Here is a 15,979-nt window from a genome sequence, read left to right as displayed (position 1 = left end):
GGTGCTGCCGGAGGTTGGGGGGGATGGCGCGGGCGCGCGGGATCACACCGGGGGCACGGCTGCGCCCCCGGTGCCACTTTTGCCGTCTCAGAGGATCATGAGATCCTTGGTGAAGGTGGTGAGTTGCTCGAGGCCGCCATTGGCGATCACCACGTTGTCCTCGATGCGGATGCCGCCCTTGCCCTGGAAGTAGAGGCCGGGTTCGACCGTGAACATGAAGCCTTCGCGCAGCACCATCTCGTTGCCGATCGCGATGTAGGGGGCTTCGTGGCCTTCCATGCCGATGCCGTGGCCGGTCCGGTGCATGATGGCGTGTTCGTAGCCGCTGCCCACGAGGATATCCCGCGCGGTCTGGTCCAGAACACTTGCAGTCATGCCGCCGGCTTTGAGGGTCATGACGGCTTCGTTTGCCTGTTTCACGACCTCATAGGCCTTCTCCAGCTCGGGATCGATGCTGCCGAGGGCGAAGGTGCGGGTGATGTCGGCGGTGTAGCCCTCGTAGACGGCACCGGTGTCGATCATCACGATGTCGCCCTTTTCGAAGGGGCGGTCCGAGGTGCGGTTGTGCGGCGCGGCCGAGCGCGCGCCCGAGATCACACTGGGGAACTTCCAGGTCAATTCGCTGCCGCGGCTGATCATCTCGTTCATGTTCGCCAGCGAGATCTGGCGCTCGGTCGCGCCTTCCTTGATCAGCGGCAGGATCGCGTTGATCGACGCCTCGGTGATCTCGATGGCGCGGCGCATCTTCTCGATCTCGGAGGCATCCTTGCACATGCGCACTTCGGCGGTGAGATGCGCGCCATCGACGATCCGGGCGTTGGGCGCCTCGCCCATGATCATCTGGTGCTCGAAAACACGGCTGTGCATGTACTCCATCGCCAGCTGCTTGCCGTCGAAACCGATGGCCTCGGCGAACTCGGCGAAGGGCCCGGCGTGACCGCTAAGGTCGGTGTAGAAGTGGTACTCGCAATCGTCGCCCAGGACGTTGCGGGCATAGTCACGCTCGAGCACGGAGATGAACAGCGCATCCTTGCCGTTCGGGTTGACGATGTAGAAGGTCGGGCGCTCGGTCATCTTCTTCTGAAGACCGGTGAAGTAGCGCAGGCTCGGCCCGATGAAGAGCACGAAGTAGTCGAGCCCCGCGTCGCGGGTGAGGTCTTTGAGGTGCTGAAGGCGTGCGTTTGCCATGAGTACTTTCCTGCAAGTGTCGTAGGTTGGCCCGAAACCCGGGCCGTTGGAGGTAGGGTGGAGGGTCAGCGGTTTGCGGACTTCGGGTCGAGCGCGAGGCGCAGCCCGTCCTGGAAGAGGTTGATTGCCAGCACGAGGACGATGATCGCCACGCCCGGGAAGAGCACCAGATGCGGCGCGATCAACAGGTAGGTGCGGCCGTTGGACAGCATTGCGCCCCATTCCGGCAGCGGTGCCTGCGCCCCGAGCCCGAGGAAGCTGAGCGAGGCCACCACGAGGATCGAGATCCCGACCCGCAGCGTCGCCAGCACCGAGAGGCTTGCGCTGATGTTGGGCAGGATGTGACGCCAGATGATCCGGAAATCACTGGTCCCCAGGGCGCGGCAGGCCTCGATATAGGCCTCTTCCTTCACCGACAGCGTGCTGCCGCGGGCCACCCGGGCAAAGATCGGCACGGTGTTGACCGCGACGCCGATGACGGCGTTGGTGAAGGTCGCCCCGGCGATCGAGATGATCGCGATCGCCAGCAGCACGCCGGGGAAGGCCAGGATGACGTCCATGACGCGCATGATCACCGCATCGACGCGCCCCCCGACATAGCCGGAGATCATCCCCAGCGGCACGCCGATCAGCATCGAGATCGCGACCGAGGCGATGCCGGCCATGAAGGACAGCCGCGCGCCGTGGACGATCCGCGAGAACAGGTCGCGGCCCAGTTCGTCGGTGCCCATCCAATGCGCGCTGCTCGGGGTCAGGAGCGCATTGGCGAGGTCATTCTTGAACGGGTCATGGGTCGCGATCAGCGGGGCGAAGAGCGCCACCAGCACGAAGACGAGGAGCACACAGCCGGCCGGAATGGCGAGGCGCGACCGGCGCAGCTGGCGGAAGGTGCGGCGCCAAGAGGCCATGCGCGGCGACAGCGGGCGGGCGGCGGGCTTGGCCTTGGCGGCCGAGAGGACAGCGTTGCTCATTGGACTTTGATCCTTGGGTCGAAGACGCCGTAGAGACGATCGGTCAGGAAGTTGACGACGACGAAGATGACGGCGAGCAGCAGGACGGAGGCCTGGATCACCGGGAAATCGCGGGCGAGGATCGCCTGCACCGTCAGGCGTCCGATGCCGGGCCAGGCGAAGACCGACTCGCAGACCACGGCACCGCCGAGGAGGAAGCCCATCTGCAGGCCGACGATGGTGATCACCGGGATCAGCGCGTTGCGCACGGCATGGCTGTTTACCACGGTATATTCGGGCAGGCCCTTGGCCCGGGCGGTGCGGATGTAGTCCTGATCCAGCACGTCGATCAGGCTCGACCGGGTCATCCGGGCGACGACCGCGCCGCTCGGCAGGCCCAGCGTGACCGCCGGCAGCACCAGGTGGCGCCAGTCGCCCATGCCGGACATCGGGAACCAGCCCAGATCGACCGAGAACACCATCAGCAGCACGAGGCCGAGGAAGAACGGCGGCATGGAGAGGCCGATCAGCGAGACCAGCAGGCTGACGTTGTCGAAGATCGAGAACTTCCAGACCGCCGACACGACGCCGGAGACGAAGCCGACCACCACGGAGATGATCAGGGCAGCAACGCTCAGGACCATCGTGTTGTAAAAGCGCGGCATGATCTCCTCGGAGACCGGCAGGCCGGTGCGGAACGAGGTGCCGAAGTCGCCGGTCAGCGCGTTGCCGACGAAGATCAGGTATTGCTGCAGCAGCGGCTGGTCGAGGCCGAGACGCTGGCGCACGATCTCGACGTCGTGGGGCGTTGCATCAATCCCCGCGACCATTTCGGCCGGATCGCCGGGGATCGCATGGATCATTGCAAAGACCGCGATCGAGACCCCGAAGAGAACAGGAACAAGCTGCAGGATGCGGCGTAACAGAAACGTTGTCATTTGGGAGGGACCACGGTTGGAGAGGTTGGAGGCGGCCGGCCTGAGGCCGGCCGGCCGAACAGGCAGATCAGTCTTTCCAGGCGCTTCTCAGGACGATGTCCTCGTTCCCGAGAACCTGCACCCCGTGCACGTTCTTGCGCGCAGCAAAGACCTGCTCTTCGTAGTAGAGGACGACGGAGGGCACTTCCTCGCGCACCTTCTTGAACACCTCGGTCAGGATCGCTTCGCGCTTGTCGAAGTCCATCGCGTCCCGCTGGGTCAGCATCAGCGCATCAAGCTCGGCGTTGCAGTACTTCCAGAAGTTCGACCCGGCGTTGCACTTCAGCACGCCGTCGAGCGACAGGCCGGGATCGCCGGTCGGGCTGCCCAGACCGATGAAGAACATCGCGGCCTTCTCGCCCTCGCGCAGCGTCGCCAGGAAGGCGGCGAAGTCAGGCGACTGGATCTGCGCCTTGATGCCGACCTCGGCCAGCTGGGCCTGGATCGCCTCGGAAATCTGGCGGTCCATCAGGTAGCGGCCGGTCGGCGCATAGAAGGTGGTCTCGAACCCGTCGGGGTAGCCAGCCTCGGCCAGCAGGGCCTTGGCCTTCTCGGGATCGTAGGTCGTCGCCGGCAGGTCGATGGTGCCGGGCAGCGCGGGCGAGAAGAAGGTGCCGCCGGTGCGGCCGACACCGCCGAGGACGCCCTTGACCAGTGCATCTGCATCGACGGCATATTGCATCGCTTCGCGCACCAGCCGGTTGTCGAAGGGCGGGAGCGTGTTGTTCAGCCCGAGATACATCGTGCGGAAGCCATCGGCGCGGACTTCCTTGACGTTCTCGTCGTTCTGCAGGCGCTTCAGCAGGATCGGCGGCACGTTCGCCACCACGTCCGCCTCACCTGCCATCAGCGAGATGACGCGGGAGGAATCCTCGGGGACGATCTTGATCTCGACGGTATCGAGGTAGACCTCGCCACCCCAGTAGTCGGGGTTGCGTTCGAGGGTCATCAACTCGCCGGAGGTCCAGGACTTCAGCTTGAAGGCCCCGGTGCCGGCGGGATGGCGCGAGTATTGGTCGCCGTGTTCCGCAAGCGCCGCCGGGCTCATCATCGCGAGGTTGTAGCCGGTCAGGTAGTTGATGAAGGGGGCGTAGGGCTCGTGGGTCTCGAAGGTGATCGTGTAGTCGTCGATCACCTTGATTTCCTTGATCACCAGCGACCGGGCCCGGCGCGGCGATCCCGTCTTCTCGTCCATGATGCGGTCGAAGTTGTACTTCACCGCCTCGGCGTTGAACGGCGTGCCGTCATGGAAGGTCACGCCCTGACGCAGTTTCATGGTCCAGGTGACGTTGTCCTCGCCCAGTTCCCAGCTCTCCGCGAGGTAAGGCTGCGCCACGCCTTCCTCGTCGGGGAAGACCAGCGGTTCGTGGATCAGCACCAGCGCGCGGCCGGAAATGCTGTCTGCGGCGAAATGCGCGTCGAGCGTCTGCGCATCGGTCCCCGTCAGGTAGACGAGGTTGCCCCCGCTCTTGGGTCCCTCGGCGAGGCTCGCCGTTGCGGACAGCGCGACCATGCTGGCCACGACACTGGACAGTAGTCTCTTGCGGATTTTCATGTGGTTCCTCCCTGCTTCTGAGATCACGCACGCTCGGTCGATGTTTCCTCGATCACGGGCGATGCGGTGGCGGTTGAATAAAGGTGACAGGCGACCATGTGGCCCGGGGCGGCTTCGGCCAGCGGCGGGGCAAGCTGTTCGCAGATCGGTTTCTTGTGCGGGCAGCGGGTGTGGAAGTGGCATCCGCTGGGCGGCGACAGCGGGCTGGGCACCTCGCCGCGCAGGCTGGCGCGCGCCGGCTTGATGTTGGGATCCATGGAGGGGATCGCCTCGAGCAGGACCTGCGTATATGGATGCAGCGGAGTGGCGTAGAGATCCGTGTCCGAGGCCAGCTCGACCATCCGCCCGAGGTACATGACGCCGATCCGGTGGCTGATATGTTCCACCACGGCAAGGTCATGGCCGATGAACAGGAAGGCGATGCCAAACTCGTCCTGGATGTCGGTCAGCAGGTTCAGCACCTGCGCCTGGATCGACACGTCAAGCGCCGAGACCGGTTCGTCCGCTACGATGAACTTGGGGTTCAGCATCAGGGCGCGGGCAATGCCGATCCGCTGCCGTTGCCCGCCCGAGAACTCGTGCGGGAACCGGTCCATCTGGTCGGGACGGATGCCCACCCTGTCGAGCACAGACTCGATGCGGTCGCGGCGTTCGTCACGCGTCCCCACCCCGTGCACGATGTAGGTCTCCTCGAGGATCTGCCGGATCGTCATGCGCGGGTTGAGCGAGGAATAGGGATCCTGGAACACCAGCTGCATCTCGCGGCGCAGCGGGCGCATCTCCGCGGGGCTGAGGGAGGTCACCTCCTTGCCGTCAAAGCGCACGCTGCCGCTGTCGGGCTCGATCAGCCGTAGCACCGCGCGGCCGGTCGTCGACTTGCCGCAGCCGGATTCCCCCACCAGCCCCAGCGTCTCGCCGGCGTTGAGCGTGAAGGACACGGCATCAAGCGCCTTCACCTGGGCCGTGGGCCGCCCGAACAGGTCGGTCTTGACCGTGAAGCTCTTTTTCAGGTCGCGGACTTCGAGAAGCGGCTGGGTCATTGGGGATACTCGCTGGCAATCAGATCGGGGCGGCACCGCACGAGATGTCCGGGCGCGACTTCGATCGGGAGGGGGGCGTCGGACCAGCAGGTCTGCGTCGCATGGGGGCAGCGGGGCGCAAAGGCACAGCCGCGCAGATCGCCGGTCAGCTTGGGCACGATGCCCGGGATCTCGGGCAGCTTCCCGCGCGTGGCGGCCGATTTGCTCCCCAGGCGCGGCATCGCCTTGAGAAGGCCGCGGGTGTAGGGATGCGTGGGGGCCCGGAACAGGTCCTTCGTCGGGGCATCCTCGACGATCCGGCCGGCATACATGACCGCCGTGCGCTGCGCGGTCTCGGCCACGAGGCCGAAGTTGTGCGTGATCATCAGCACCGCGATGCCGGTTTCCGCCTTCAGCTCCTCGATCAGATCGAGGATCTGGGCCTGGATCGTGACGTCCAGCGCGGTCGTGGGTTCATCGGCGATCAGGAGGCGCGGCTCGCAGGCCATGGCCATCGCGATCATCACCCGCTGCCGCATCCCGCCCGACATCCGGTGCGGGTATTCCTTCAGTCGCTGGCGCGGTGACGGGATGTGCACCTTGTTCAGCAGGTCGGCGGCCAGGTCGATCGCCTCCTTGCGGGAGACATTGCGGTGCGCACGGATCCCCGCGCCCCGGGCGCTCAATCTTGATGACCTCCGCGCCCATGTCGCTCAGCACCATGGTGCACAGGGGTCCGGCCATCACCTCGGTCAGGTCGATGACCCGGAGTCCGCACAGCGGACCCGTTCTGTCTTCCGGTTTCATACTCAACTCCTCCCCCGCTGCGTCAGACAGTGGTCTTCTTCAGCACGGGTAACTCGTAACGGTCTTCGGGCCGGTCCCAGCCCTTGAAATTCGGCCGCCTCTTCTCGACGAACGCCGCGCGGATTTCCACGAGATCGCTCTTGGCGCCGTGGTTTTTCAGCTCGGCGCCGAGCGTCTTCTGGTCCGCAGTGAGGGCAGGCCGCAGTTCACGCATCATGTGCATCGTGTTGACCCGGGAGGCCGGCGGCAGATCGAGAAGCTGCTGCGCCATGGCCATCGCGGCCCCCATCAGGGCCTCCGGGGCGACGATGCGATTAATGAACCCGAGTTCATATAGACGTTCCGAAGGAAAGCGGAAGCCCAAAGCCATCTCGGTCGCGATGGCATGGGGAAGATTGGCGATGTGGCCATGCTCGAAGCCGCCCACCAGCCAGCGTTTCGCTTCCGACACCTCGAACAGCGCGCCCGGCACGGCAAGACGCAGATCGGTCCGCTCCGCCAGCATGAAGCCACCGCCCATGGCGTGCCCGTTGAGCGCCCCGATCACCGGTTTTTCCATCCGGCGCCAGAAGAACGGATCGTCGGCACGCGGGCCCCGGCCCCCGGGTTTGCCCAGCTCGTGCGCTTCCTTCAGGTCCTCGCCCGCACAGAAGGCACGACCAGCCCCCGTCAGGATCGCGACCTCGGTCTCGCGACACTCCTGGAAGGCGAGGAAGGCATCCGCCATCGCGCTCCACAGGCCTGCGTTGAGCGCGTTCAGCCGCTCCGGCCGGTTCAGACGAAGTATGAAGACTTCGCCACGTTTCTCGGTTTCGACAATCGCCACTTTTGGATTCCGTCCTGAGGGGGGCTGCAACTTCAACAACTGCAACTTGGTAACATTTGTTACTATGTCGGGTTGAAAAATTTAGTCAACATTTTTTTCCGCTCGCCTCAGCCGGATCGCTCGCCTAAAAAAGAGGCGACAGAACCTATTGGGAAGTGGGACAAAAATGGATCGGCCGAGCCTCGAAGCCCCGTCAAGCGAACTGGAAGCCTTTGTTCACGGGCGGTCCGTCTTCGCGCGGCTGATCACACTCAACAACCTGATCTCCGCGCCATTCCACGCGCGAACCGCCAGTGAAGTTGACCTGACGCTGAACGAATGGCGGGTGATTCTGGTCATCAACGCCCTGCCCGGCGTGACCGCGAGACAGATCTGCGACGTCTTCGGCATGAACAAGATGAACGTGAGCCGGGCGATCGCCAGCCTGCAGAAGAAGGGCCATGTGGAGCAGATGACCAGCCCGGGCGATCAGCGCAGCAAGAACCTGGTGCTGCAGCCCTCCGGCAAGGAGATCTATCGCGCCATCATCCATCGCGCGCGCAAGAACGAAGAGCGTATCCTGTCGGTGCTCGACCCGTCGGAGATCGCGCTGTTGAACACCACCCTCGACAAGCTCCTGCGCTCGGCCCACGACAGCGCCGATGCGCTGCCGTCTGTCTAGCCCGGGATACGCCGCCCGCAGCACCTCCGGTCAGACGAGGCCGGAGATGGCATCCCCCGGCCCTAGGGTGGCGCCCCCCTTCGGCAGACGTTGCAGGGCGCCTGAACCGCTTCTGCCGCGCCGGTCATCGGCGCCCCCCAGCAAGCACGGGACCTCATCCGCTCAGATTTGAACACGTTGGCGAGGTGGGCGGCGACCGCCCCCTATGCGCGATTGCCCCGGCATTTCGGGTTGCACAGCCCTTCGCTCCGCCCCTATACGTTACGATATAACATATCATAACGGAGTTTCAGATGCCCGCCCCGGATCCCCGCCTGCCCGTCACCGTCCTTTCCGGCTTTCTCGGCGCCGGGAAGACCACGCTGCTCAACGACGTGCTCAACAACCGTGACGGGCGCCGTGTCGCGGTGATCGTCAATGACATGTCCGAGGTGAACATCGACGCGGACCTCGTGCGCGACGGCGGGGCCGACCTCAGCCATACCGAGGAGAAGCTGGTCGAGATGACCAACGGCTGCATCTGCTGCACCCTGCGGGACGACCTGCTGATCGAGGTCCGCCGCCTCGCCGCGGAGGGCCGCTTCGACTACCTGCTGATCGAGGGCACCGGCATCGCCGAGCCCCTGCCCGTCGCCGCGACCTTCGATTTCCGGGACGAGAGCGGCGCCAGCCTGAGCGACGTGGCGCGGCTTGATACCATGGTGACCGTGGTCGACACGGTGAACCTGCTGAAGGACTACGCCAGCCACGACTTCCTCCGCGACCGCGGCGAGTCTCTCGGCCCGGAGGACGAGCGCACGCTGGTGGACCTGCTGGTGGACCAGATCGAGTTTGCCGACGTGGTGGTCCTGAACAAGGTCTCCGACGCGGGCCCCGGGAAGCTGGACGCCGCGCGCAAGATCGTCACCGCGCTGAACCCCGACGCGCGCATCGTGGAGACTGACTACGGCCATGTGCCGGGAGACCAGATCTTCGACACCGGGCTCTTCGACTTCGAGAAGGCGCACCTGCACCCGATGTGGGCCAAGGAGCTCTACGGCTTTGCGGATCACGTCCCCGAAACCGAGGAATACGGCGTCTCGTCCTTCGTCTACCGTGCGCGGCGCCCCTTCCATCCGCAGAAGATCCACGACGTGCTGAACGGCGACCTGCCGGGGGTGATCCGCGCCAAGGGGCACTTCTGGATCGCCACCCGGCCCGACTGGCTGGCGGAATTCTCGCTCGCCGGCGCGTTGAGCAGCGTGCGGCCCCTCGGCAACTGGTGGGCGACCGTCCCCGAAGAGCGCCGCCCGGATCACCCGCAGGCCCGGGCCTACCTCGCGCAGCACTGGCAGGAGCCCTTCGGCGACCGGCGGCAGGAGCTGGTCTTCATCGGTGCCGGCATGGACCGCGCCGCCATCACCGCGCGGCTCGACGCGGCGCTTGTCCCGGAGGAGGCGTTCCTGCCCCAGCTCTGGGAAGACCTGCCCGATCCCTTCCCGGGCTGGCGCCGCGCACCGCAGGCGGCATGAGGCCGGAGAGCCCAAGACAGCCGACGGGGCAGATGATGCGCAGACGGGACAGCAACACCCGCAGCGGGCTGCGGCGACGCCGGCGCCGTGGCGATCCCATGGCCGCCTTCGACCAGCTGCCGGCCGAACTGCGGCACTGGCTGGCGCAGGCCGCCCTGCCGTGGTCGCCCTGCTCGGCCCTGCGGCTCTGGCGCCGCGCCCTGCGGGCCAATGGCGGCGATGCCGCCGCGGCCGCAGGCTACCTGTCCCAGGTCGAATGCAGGCAGCTGGCGCGGGATGCGGACGTCTGGAGCTAGGTACCCCCGACGGCGACGGGCCGGGCGGTCTGCTCCGCCCCCCTTCGAGGGATCGCGTCAGCGCCCCGCCGATCGCCCCGGCCGAGAGCATCTCGCGTAAGGATCACCATCGGGAAGGCCAGCGCGAGGCCGGCCCCGTCCGACGGCTCAGTCAGAGCGGCGGCGGTATTCCGAGGGCGTCACGCCAAAGGCCTCCTTGAAGGTCCGGCTGAAGAAGGCCGCATCGGCAAAACCGGCACGATGCGCGATATCGCTGACGGAGAGCCGGGTGTAGCTCAGCAGGCGCTTGGCCTCCAGCATCCGCCGCCGCCGCACCAACTCGTTCGGCGAGGTGCCCAGCACCCGCCTGCACAGGCGCGTCAGATGCGGCGCCGAGACACCGATCTCCCGGGCATAGTCCTCGACGGTGGCAGGCCCGGCAAAGCGGCGCTCCACCGCCTCGCAGAAGGCCTGTGCCTGCGCCTCGTGGCGGCTCAGCTCTGCCGGGGCGGGCCCGGCGTCGACCCGCGCCGTGCGGCGCAACTCCTCGATCAGGGTCAGCACGATGGCGTGGCTCAGGGCCGACAGCAGCGCGGGCCGCTCGCTGCCCATGGCGCCATAGGCCCCGCGCAGCTGCCCCATGAGCGCCTCCAGATCGTCGAACCGGGCCGTGGCGGACCGCGCGAGGAGACCGGCCACGCCGCCCGTCACCTGCTGCACCCGGCCCAGCACATCCTCCGGCAGTTCGGTCACCGGGATCGTCAGCACGTCGCCGTTCATGTCCTCGGGAAAGCGGAAGCCATGGGGCACATGGGGCGGCACCACCAGCAGGAAGGGCTCTGCCGTGCGATGATCCACATCGCCCGCCCGGAACCGCACCCCCGGCGTGCGAAACAGGAAGACCTGTAATAGCCGGCCATGGCGGTGAAGTCGGATTGTCCAATCCAGCTTGCTGCTCCGCTCATAGATCGTCTCGTAGTGCACCGGGTCGGACAGCGCGCCGGACAGGAGCTCTCCATAGAGTTCATAGGTCGGGATCAGGCGAGACATGGTGAGGCGGTCCCTTGCAGCGTGCCCCTTCATGCCCCGAAATGATCGGATACTCCAACTCTTTGCGCATCACCGTCATTCCCCGCCGCGCCGGAACAGCTATCCTCGGCCCATCATTGGAGGGAGGAGCCGCGATGACCCGAACACTGAAGACACAGGTCTGCATCATCGGCGCAGGGCCCAGCGGGCTGCTGCTGTCGCAGCTTCTGGCCAATGCCGGGATCGACACCATCGTGCTGGACCGCAAGGACCGCGCCTATATCGAGGGGCGCATCCGCGCGGGCGTGCTGGAACAGGGCACCGTGACCGCACTGGAGGAGGCCGGCGTCGCCGGGCGCCTGCACCGCGAGGGCCTGCCCCACGAGGGGTTCGAACTGGCCTTCGACGGGCAGCGCCATCGCATCGACCTCAAGGGGCTGACCGGCAAGTCGGTGATGGTCTACGGCCAGACCGAGGTGACGAAGGACCTCTTCGACAAGCGGTTCGAGGAGGGTCAGGCCTTCCACTTCGACGTCGAGGACGTCACCCTCGACGGGTTGAAGAGCGGCATGCCGCAGGTGCGCTTCACCAAGGACGGCGAGGCGGTCGAGGTCACCTGCGACTACATCGCGGGCTGCGACGGCTATCACGGTGTCTCGCGGCGGGCGATCCCGGCGGATGTGCTGAAGACATACGAGCGGGTCTATCCCTTCGGCTGGCTCGGCATCCTCGTGGACCAGCCGCCGGTGAACCACGAGTTGATCTACGCCAACCACGCCCGTGGCTTCGCCCTCGCCTCCATGCGGTCGGCCACCCGCTCGCGCTACTACGTGCAGTGCGATCTCACCGACCGGGTCGAGGACTGGAGCGATGCCCGCTTCTGGAAGGAATTCGCAACCCGCCTCGGGCCCGAGGCGGCGGCCGATCTCAAGACCGGCCCCTCGTTCGAAAAGTCCATCGCCCCGCTACGCTCCTTCGTGGCCGAACCGATGCGCTACGGCGCGCTCTTCCTTGCCGGCGATGCGGCCCATATCGTGCCCCCCACCGGCGCCAAGGGGCTGAACGCCGCCGTGGCGGATGTGCGGCTGCTTGCCCGCGCCTTCACAGCGCACTACGAGGGCAACGACGCCCGCATCGAGGCCTACTCCGCGCAGGCCCTCGCCCGGGTCTGGCAATGCGAACGCTTCTCCTGGCAGTTGTCGATGCTGATGCACCAGTTCCCCGAGGACGGGGCCTTCGCCAAGCAGATGCAACGGGCGGACTTCGCCTACCTTGTCAGCTCCGAGACCGCCTCGCGCAGCATTGCCGAGAATTACGTGGGGCTGCCGCTGGAGAGGCCGCTCCCGCGCCCGCTGCAGGCTTGACTTGCGCGGGCGTGGGCGCGAAAGGGGCGCCTGAGCCCCTCAGCACGGATCCCGGCCTTGTCTTCGAACCCCTATGAAAAGGCCGGTTTCTACGAAACCGCGATCCGCAACGGGCGTCATCGCGACATCGTGGGCGGCCGCTGGGATGAAACCGGCCGGGCCGAGATGGCGATCCTGCGGGACGCGGGGCTGCTGCCCCATCACCACCTGCTCGACATCGGGGCCGGGTCGCTGCGGCTCGGCTGCAAGGCGGTGCCCTATCTCGATCCCGGGCACTACTGGGCAACCGATGCCTCGCGCGCCATCCTTCTGGCCGGGCACCGGGCCGAACTGGAGGATCCCTCGCGCCTCGACCCCGCGCAACTGATCGAGGATGCGCGCTTCGATTTCCCGGGCGTGCCCGAGACGATCACCCATGCGATCGCCTTCGCGGTCTTTCCGCATCTGCCGATGGTCTACCTGCGCCGCGCCCTCACCCGGCTGGAGCGTTTCCCGCGGCTGGAGAGCTTCCTCTTCACGGTGTTCCTCGCCCCCGATGCCGAAACCGCCCTCACCCCCTACCGGCAGCCCGACGGGGTGGTGACCCATGACACCCGCGCTCCCTATCACCTGCTGGAGGAGGACGTGGTCCACCTCGCCGGGCAGGGATACTGGCAGATCGCGCGGAGCGACGTGATGCTGCCCCGCGGGCAGGTCCTCTTCACGGCGCGCCCCCGGCAGGGATAAGGTGATCAGGCGGGCCTTGGTGCCGAATGCCTTTGCACCCTGATCGATGACGCTGCGGAAATTGCCACCACTCCCCGGTGATCCCGCGAAATCGCCCCCTGTCAGTTGCATCAGCGGAAATTCAATCCTACCAATAGGAAAAATGCGCGATTAGCCCGCGCCCCTATTGAGCATTGGTTTCATAAATTGACATCCCGACACCTCAGGAATGTCCTGCTGATCTGCCTCGATGACGCGGTCGCCTATTGGCATTACCGCACCGCCTTTGGCCAGCCACTTCAGACCCCGAACCTCGACAGGATATGCGCCCAGTCCACCCGGTTCGAGGCGGCCTATTGCCAGGCCCCGGTCTGCAGCCCCTCGCGGGCCAGTTTCATGTCGGGCCTGTCCCCGCACCAGACCGGCATCGTAAAGCGCAACGCCGATTACCTCGAAGCGTTCGGCCCCCGGAACCTCTGGCCTTACGCCCTGAAACAGAACGGCTTTTACAGCTCGACCGGCGGCAAGGTCGTGCGCGGCTACCGCGCCCTGCCCGCCTGGGCCCACGAGATCCTGCATTCTGATCCGCGCACCGGCTACAACCCCACCCGGCGCAAACGCTTCTATCCCGACCGCAAGGTGCCCGGCCTCATCGAGATGGGCGGCTTCCGCAGCGGCCTTGCCAGCGTGACGCCGAAGGGTGATGCCAAGCTCTATTGCAACAAGGTCGCCACCCGGGCGATGGCCTTTCTGGGCAGCCACGATCCCGCCGTGCCGTTTTATCGCGGTGTCGGTTTCCAGAGCCCCCATGGCCCGTGGATCACGCCGCGCCATTTCAAGGATATCTACGATGTCCGGCAATTCCGACGCCCCGAGGCGTGGCAAGGCGGATTTCCCGAAAGCGAGGCCGGAGAAGCCCTCTCGCCCAAGAGTTTCGATACCAACCGCGCGCGCTACTGGAAGAAAAGCGTGCGGAATTACTTTTCCTCGCTCACCTATGCCGATTACCAGATCGGGCGGGTCTGGGATGCGCTGAAGGCCTCGCCCCATGCCAAGGACACGCTGGTCGTCATCCTTGCCGATCACGGGTTGCACCTCGGCGACCGGCAGCGGTTCACCAAGGGCGGACTGTGGGAGCAGATCGCGAATGTGCCGCTGATCATCCACGATCCGCGGGCCCCGGAGGCGCAGGTGGTGCGCGATCCCGTGGGCCTCATCGACGTGGGCAACACGGTGATGGATTTCCTCGGCCAGCCGCCCATCCCGGGCAGCGTCGGGCAATCCCTGAAGCCCCAGATGGAGGGCGCCTCGGCGCCGGACCGGGCCGTTCCGACGTTCCACAAGGACGCGAGCGCGATCCGCAAGGGGCGCTACCGGCACATCCTCTACGGCGACGGGTCGAGCGAATTCTACGATGTCGAGGACGACTGGTGGCAGACCCGCCCCCTGCGGTGGCACCACCCGGACCGGGCCCGGATACGGGCCGCCCATGACCTCTGCCGGAGAGAGTACGGGATGGAGCCCGGCATGGCGCAGGCGGCGGAATAGCCGCTACACCACGCCGGGACGGTGTCATGTCGTCAGCGGACGGCCCGCCTGATCGACGGCCCAGCCCGCGCCCCGGCAATACTCGGCGATGAAGGACTGGAACGCCTTCGAGAAGCCTGTCGCATGGCCCGGCGATTTCTCGACAATGCCGCTGGCTGGATGGAGGAGAACGGCGCCCCCTATGACGCCTCACGGGCCACGGCCGGGGCCGCAGCCGCCGGCTGAGCCTGCGACGCCACGAACGCCGAAAGGGCCGCCTCCGCGGAGGCGGCCCTCTTGCCATGGGCGTTTGCCTTATGGGGCCGGACAATCGACAGCGCTTCCCCGCCGTAGCCGGTTGACCGCCGCGCTCGCGTGACTTAAACCACGTCCTCGGAGCGCGGGTATGGTGTAATGGTAGCGCCCTAGCCTTCCAAGCTAGTCGTGCGGGTTCGATTCCCGCTACCCGCTCCAAGAAATCATCTAAATATTTGATTTCAAAACATAAATTCCACCAACAATCAGCCAAATAGCCGAGCCGCTAGCCAACCCTTGCGATACACGATGAAACTTCTGGAAACGTGCTGCAGACCGCAAAACAGGCGCGATGCCCAGCGTGCGATGCAGAGCTCTTGCGCCAGCAAGAGGAAGAAGCCCTGAACATACGCAACGGCCCGTAAAGGCCAACAAGGCCCGGCGGTTTCGGCCAGCAGGCCCGTAGTGCGCCGAGGAGCCAACAAAATTTCTGGCACCCTCATTCCAGCCTCCACGTCTAGGCACGAGCCCTCAATTTCAGTGCCTTGACCGTCGCAGCGGGCCGGGTCAGGTTTCCCCCTGACGACATAGACGTCAGCATCCGGTAACAAGGGATGGCGGGTGATGGCATGCTCGACTGGCGTGGCTTCCAGCCGAGCTTGGCTCATATCAATGGCGACGACTGCTGTGGTATTCTCCGTCATGCTGGCCTCCGGCAATCACCCATCCTGTGCCACAACAGTCCCGAGGAGGCCCGCTCCCAATGTACCAGTCCGCGCGCCACGACGGCCATCGCGCCCAGACAATCCACTCAACCCCACCAAAGCGCGGGAAAGAGCTTTGGGCGATCCTAACCCTACTCTCTGCATTCTTTGCTTCGCCGGAAGCCTACGCTGCCTCTGAACGTGTCCTTACGGGTATCGCCAGCGTGATCGACGGCGATACTCTGGAAATCCATGGAGACCGGATCAGACTTCACGCCATTGACGCAATCGAATGGCGTCAACGCTGCCTTCGCCCCGACGGAACAGAATGGCGATGCGGAACCGATGCAGCTAATGCGCTTGCCGACAAAATTGAGAGTACCACGGTCCAATGCCATGTAATCTACACGGACCTCTATGGCCGCTTCGTGGCGAAATGCTACCAGAAGGGCGAGGACCTGAATGCATGGCTCGTGGCCGAAGGCTGGGCGGTTGCCTACCGCCAATATGGGCAAGACTACGTTCTTGAAGAGGATGAGGCTAAGGCGGCGAAACGGGGCATATGGGCGAGCCGATTCATCATGCCATGGGTCTGGCGGAGCGGACAGTGACGCGGCTCCGATGCC

16 protein-coding genes and 1 tRNA gene are annotated in these 15,979 nt (G+C 65.7%); 8 read left to right on the top strand and 9 right to left on the bottom strand.

All coding sequences use genetic code 11. The features are described 5' to 3' along the window. Positions 1 to 87: 87 nt before the first annotated feature. From ACX9MO_RS13495 to ACX9MO_RS13465, 7 genes are all read right to left on the bottom strand, one after another. Positions 88 to 1,188, bottom strand: coding sequence for a M24 family metallopeptidase (locus ACX9MO_RS13495; RefSeq protein WP_462212216.1), 1,101 nt, complete (start codon positions 1,186 to 1,188; stop codon positions 88 to 90). Between the two features lie 65 nt (positions 1,189 to 1,253). Then, positions 1,254 to 2,159: an ABC transporter permease gene (locus tag ACX9MO_RS13490; protein ID WP_462212215.1), complete on the bottom strand. Its 906-nt coding sequence runs from the start codon at positions 2,157 to 2,159 to the stop codon at positions 1,254 to 1,256. Continuing rightward, positions 2,156 to 3,076, bottom strand: a complete 921-nt coding sequence (locus tag ACX9MO_RS13485) for an ABC transporter permease (protein ID WP_462212214.1) — start codon at positions 3,074 to 3,076, stop codon at positions 2,156 to 2,158. Before ACX9MO_RS13485 ends, ACX9MO_RS13490 begins: the two co-directional genes overlap by 4 nt. A 67-nt stretch (positions 3,077 to 3,143) precedes the next feature. Further along, positions 3,144 to 4,670 carry an ABC transporter substrate-binding protein gene (locus ACX9MO_RS13480; RefSeq protein WP_462212213.1) on the bottom strand — a complete coding sequence of 509 codons (1,527 nt, stop codon included), beginning with the start codon at positions 4,668 to 4,670 and terminating at the stop codon, positions 3,144 to 3,146. Positions 4,671 to 4,693: 23 nt separating this feature from the next. Continuing rightward, positions 4,694 to 5,710, bottom strand: a complete 1,017-nt coding sequence (locus ACX9MO_RS13475; protein ID WP_462212212.1) for an ABC transporter ATP-binding protein — start codon at positions 5,708 to 5,710, stop codon at positions 4,694 to 4,696. Then, a complete protein-coding gene (locus ACX9MO_RS13470; protein WP_462212211.1) occupies positions 5,707 to 6,375 on the bottom strand; it encodes an ABC transporter ATP-binding protein in 669 nt (222 codons plus the stop codon). Before ACX9MO_RS13470 ends, ACX9MO_RS13475 begins: the two co-directional genes overlap by 4 nt. A gap of 143 nt (positions 6,376 to 6,518) precedes the next feature. Then, positions 6,519 to 7,322: an enoyl-CoA hydratase/isomerase family protein gene (locus tag ACX9MO_RS13465; protein ID WP_462212210.1), complete on the bottom strand. Its 804-nt coding sequence runs from the start codon at positions 7,320 to 7,322 to the stop codon at positions 6,519 to 6,521. Positions 7,323 to 7,488: 166 nt separating this feature from the next. On the opposite strand from ACX9MO_RS13465, the gene ACX9MO_RS13460 reads away from it, so the two are divergent. The 3 genes from ACX9MO_RS13460 (at position 7,489) to ACX9MO_RS13450 (ending at position 9,790) form a co-directional block, all read left to right on the top strand. Further along, positions 7,489 to 7,983: a MarR family winged helix-turn-helix transcriptional regulator gene (locus ACX9MO_RS13460; RefSeq protein WP_222489197.1), complete on the top strand. Its 495-nt coding sequence runs from the start codon at positions 7,489 to 7,491 to the stop codon at positions 7,981 to 7,983. Between the two features lie 293 nt (positions 7,984 to 8,276). Continuing rightward, the gene (locus tag ACX9MO_RS13455) at positions 8,277 to 9,494 is read left to right on the top strand and encodes a GTP-binding protein (RefSeq protein WP_462212209.1); all 1,218 of its coding nucleotides are present in this window, start codon (positions 8,277 to 8,279) and stop codon (positions 9,492 to 9,494) included. 32 nt (positions 9,495 to 9,526) lie between these two features. Continuing rightward, positions 9,527 to 9,790, top strand: coding sequence for a DUF6525 family protein (locus ACX9MO_RS13450; protein WP_462212208.1), 264 nt, complete (start codon positions 9,527 to 9,529; stop codon positions 9,788 to 9,790). Positions 9,791 to 9,937: 147 nt separating this feature from the next. Here ACX9MO_RS13450 and ACX9MO_RS13445 read toward each other — a convergent pair whose 3' ends face one another. After that, entirely contained in the window at positions 9,938 to 10,819 is an 882-nt protein-coding gene (locus ACX9MO_RS13445) for a helix-turn-helix domain-containing protein (protein ID WP_462212207.1), read from the bottom strand. A 134-nt stretch (positions 10,820 to 10,953) separates the two neighbouring features. On the opposite strand from ACX9MO_RS13445, the gene pobA reads away from it, so the two are divergent. From pobA to ACX9MO_RS13425, 4 genes are all read left to right on the top strand, one after another. After that, positions 10,954 to 12,162, top strand: coding sequence for a 4-hydroxybenzoate 3-monooxygenase (gene pobA / locus ACX9MO_RS13440; RefSeq protein ID WP_462212206.1), 1,209 nt, complete (start codon positions 10,954 to 10,956; stop codon positions 12,160 to 12,162). A gap of 57 nt (positions 12,163 to 12,219) precedes the next feature. Next, positions 12,220 to 12,888 carry a class I SAM-dependent methyltransferase gene (locus ACX9MO_RS13435; protein ID WP_462212205.1) on the top strand — a complete coding sequence of 223 codons (669 nt, stop codon included), beginning with the start codon at positions 12,220 to 12,222 and terminating at the stop codon, positions 12,886 to 12,888. A 186-nt stretch (positions 12,889 to 13,074) separates the two neighbouring features. Then, positions 13,075 to 14,415, top strand: coding sequence for a sulfatase-like hydrolase/transferase (locus tag ACX9MO_RS13430; protein ID WP_462212204.1), 1,341 nt, complete (start codon positions 13,075 to 13,077; stop codon positions 14,413 to 14,415). A gap of 379 nt (positions 14,416 to 14,794) precedes the next feature. Further along, positions 14,795 to 14,868, top strand: a tRNA-Gly gene (locus ACX9MO_RS13425). Between the two features lie 47 nt (positions 14,869 to 14,915). Here the strand turns inward: ACX9MO_RS13425 and ACX9MO_RS13420 are convergent. After that, positions 14,916 to 15,353, bottom strand: a complete 438-nt coding sequence (locus ACX9MO_RS13420; RefSeq protein WP_462212203.1) for a hypothetical protein — start codon at positions 15,351 to 15,353, stop codon at positions 14,916 to 14,918. Positions 15,354 to 15,412: 59 nt separating this feature from the next. On the opposite strand from ACX9MO_RS13420, the gene ACX9MO_RS13415 reads away from it, so the two are divergent. After that, positions 15,413 to 15,964, top strand: coding sequence for a thermonuclease family protein (locus ACX9MO_RS13415; protein WP_462212202.1), 552 nt, complete (start codon positions 15,413 to 15,415; stop codon positions 15,962 to 15,964). Positions 15,965 to 15,979: the final 15 nt, after the last annotated feature.

The sequence above is a fragment of the Pseudooceanicola profundus genome (assembly GCF_054919315.1).
This window is presented reverse-complemented; position numbering and strand designations above follow the sequence as displayed.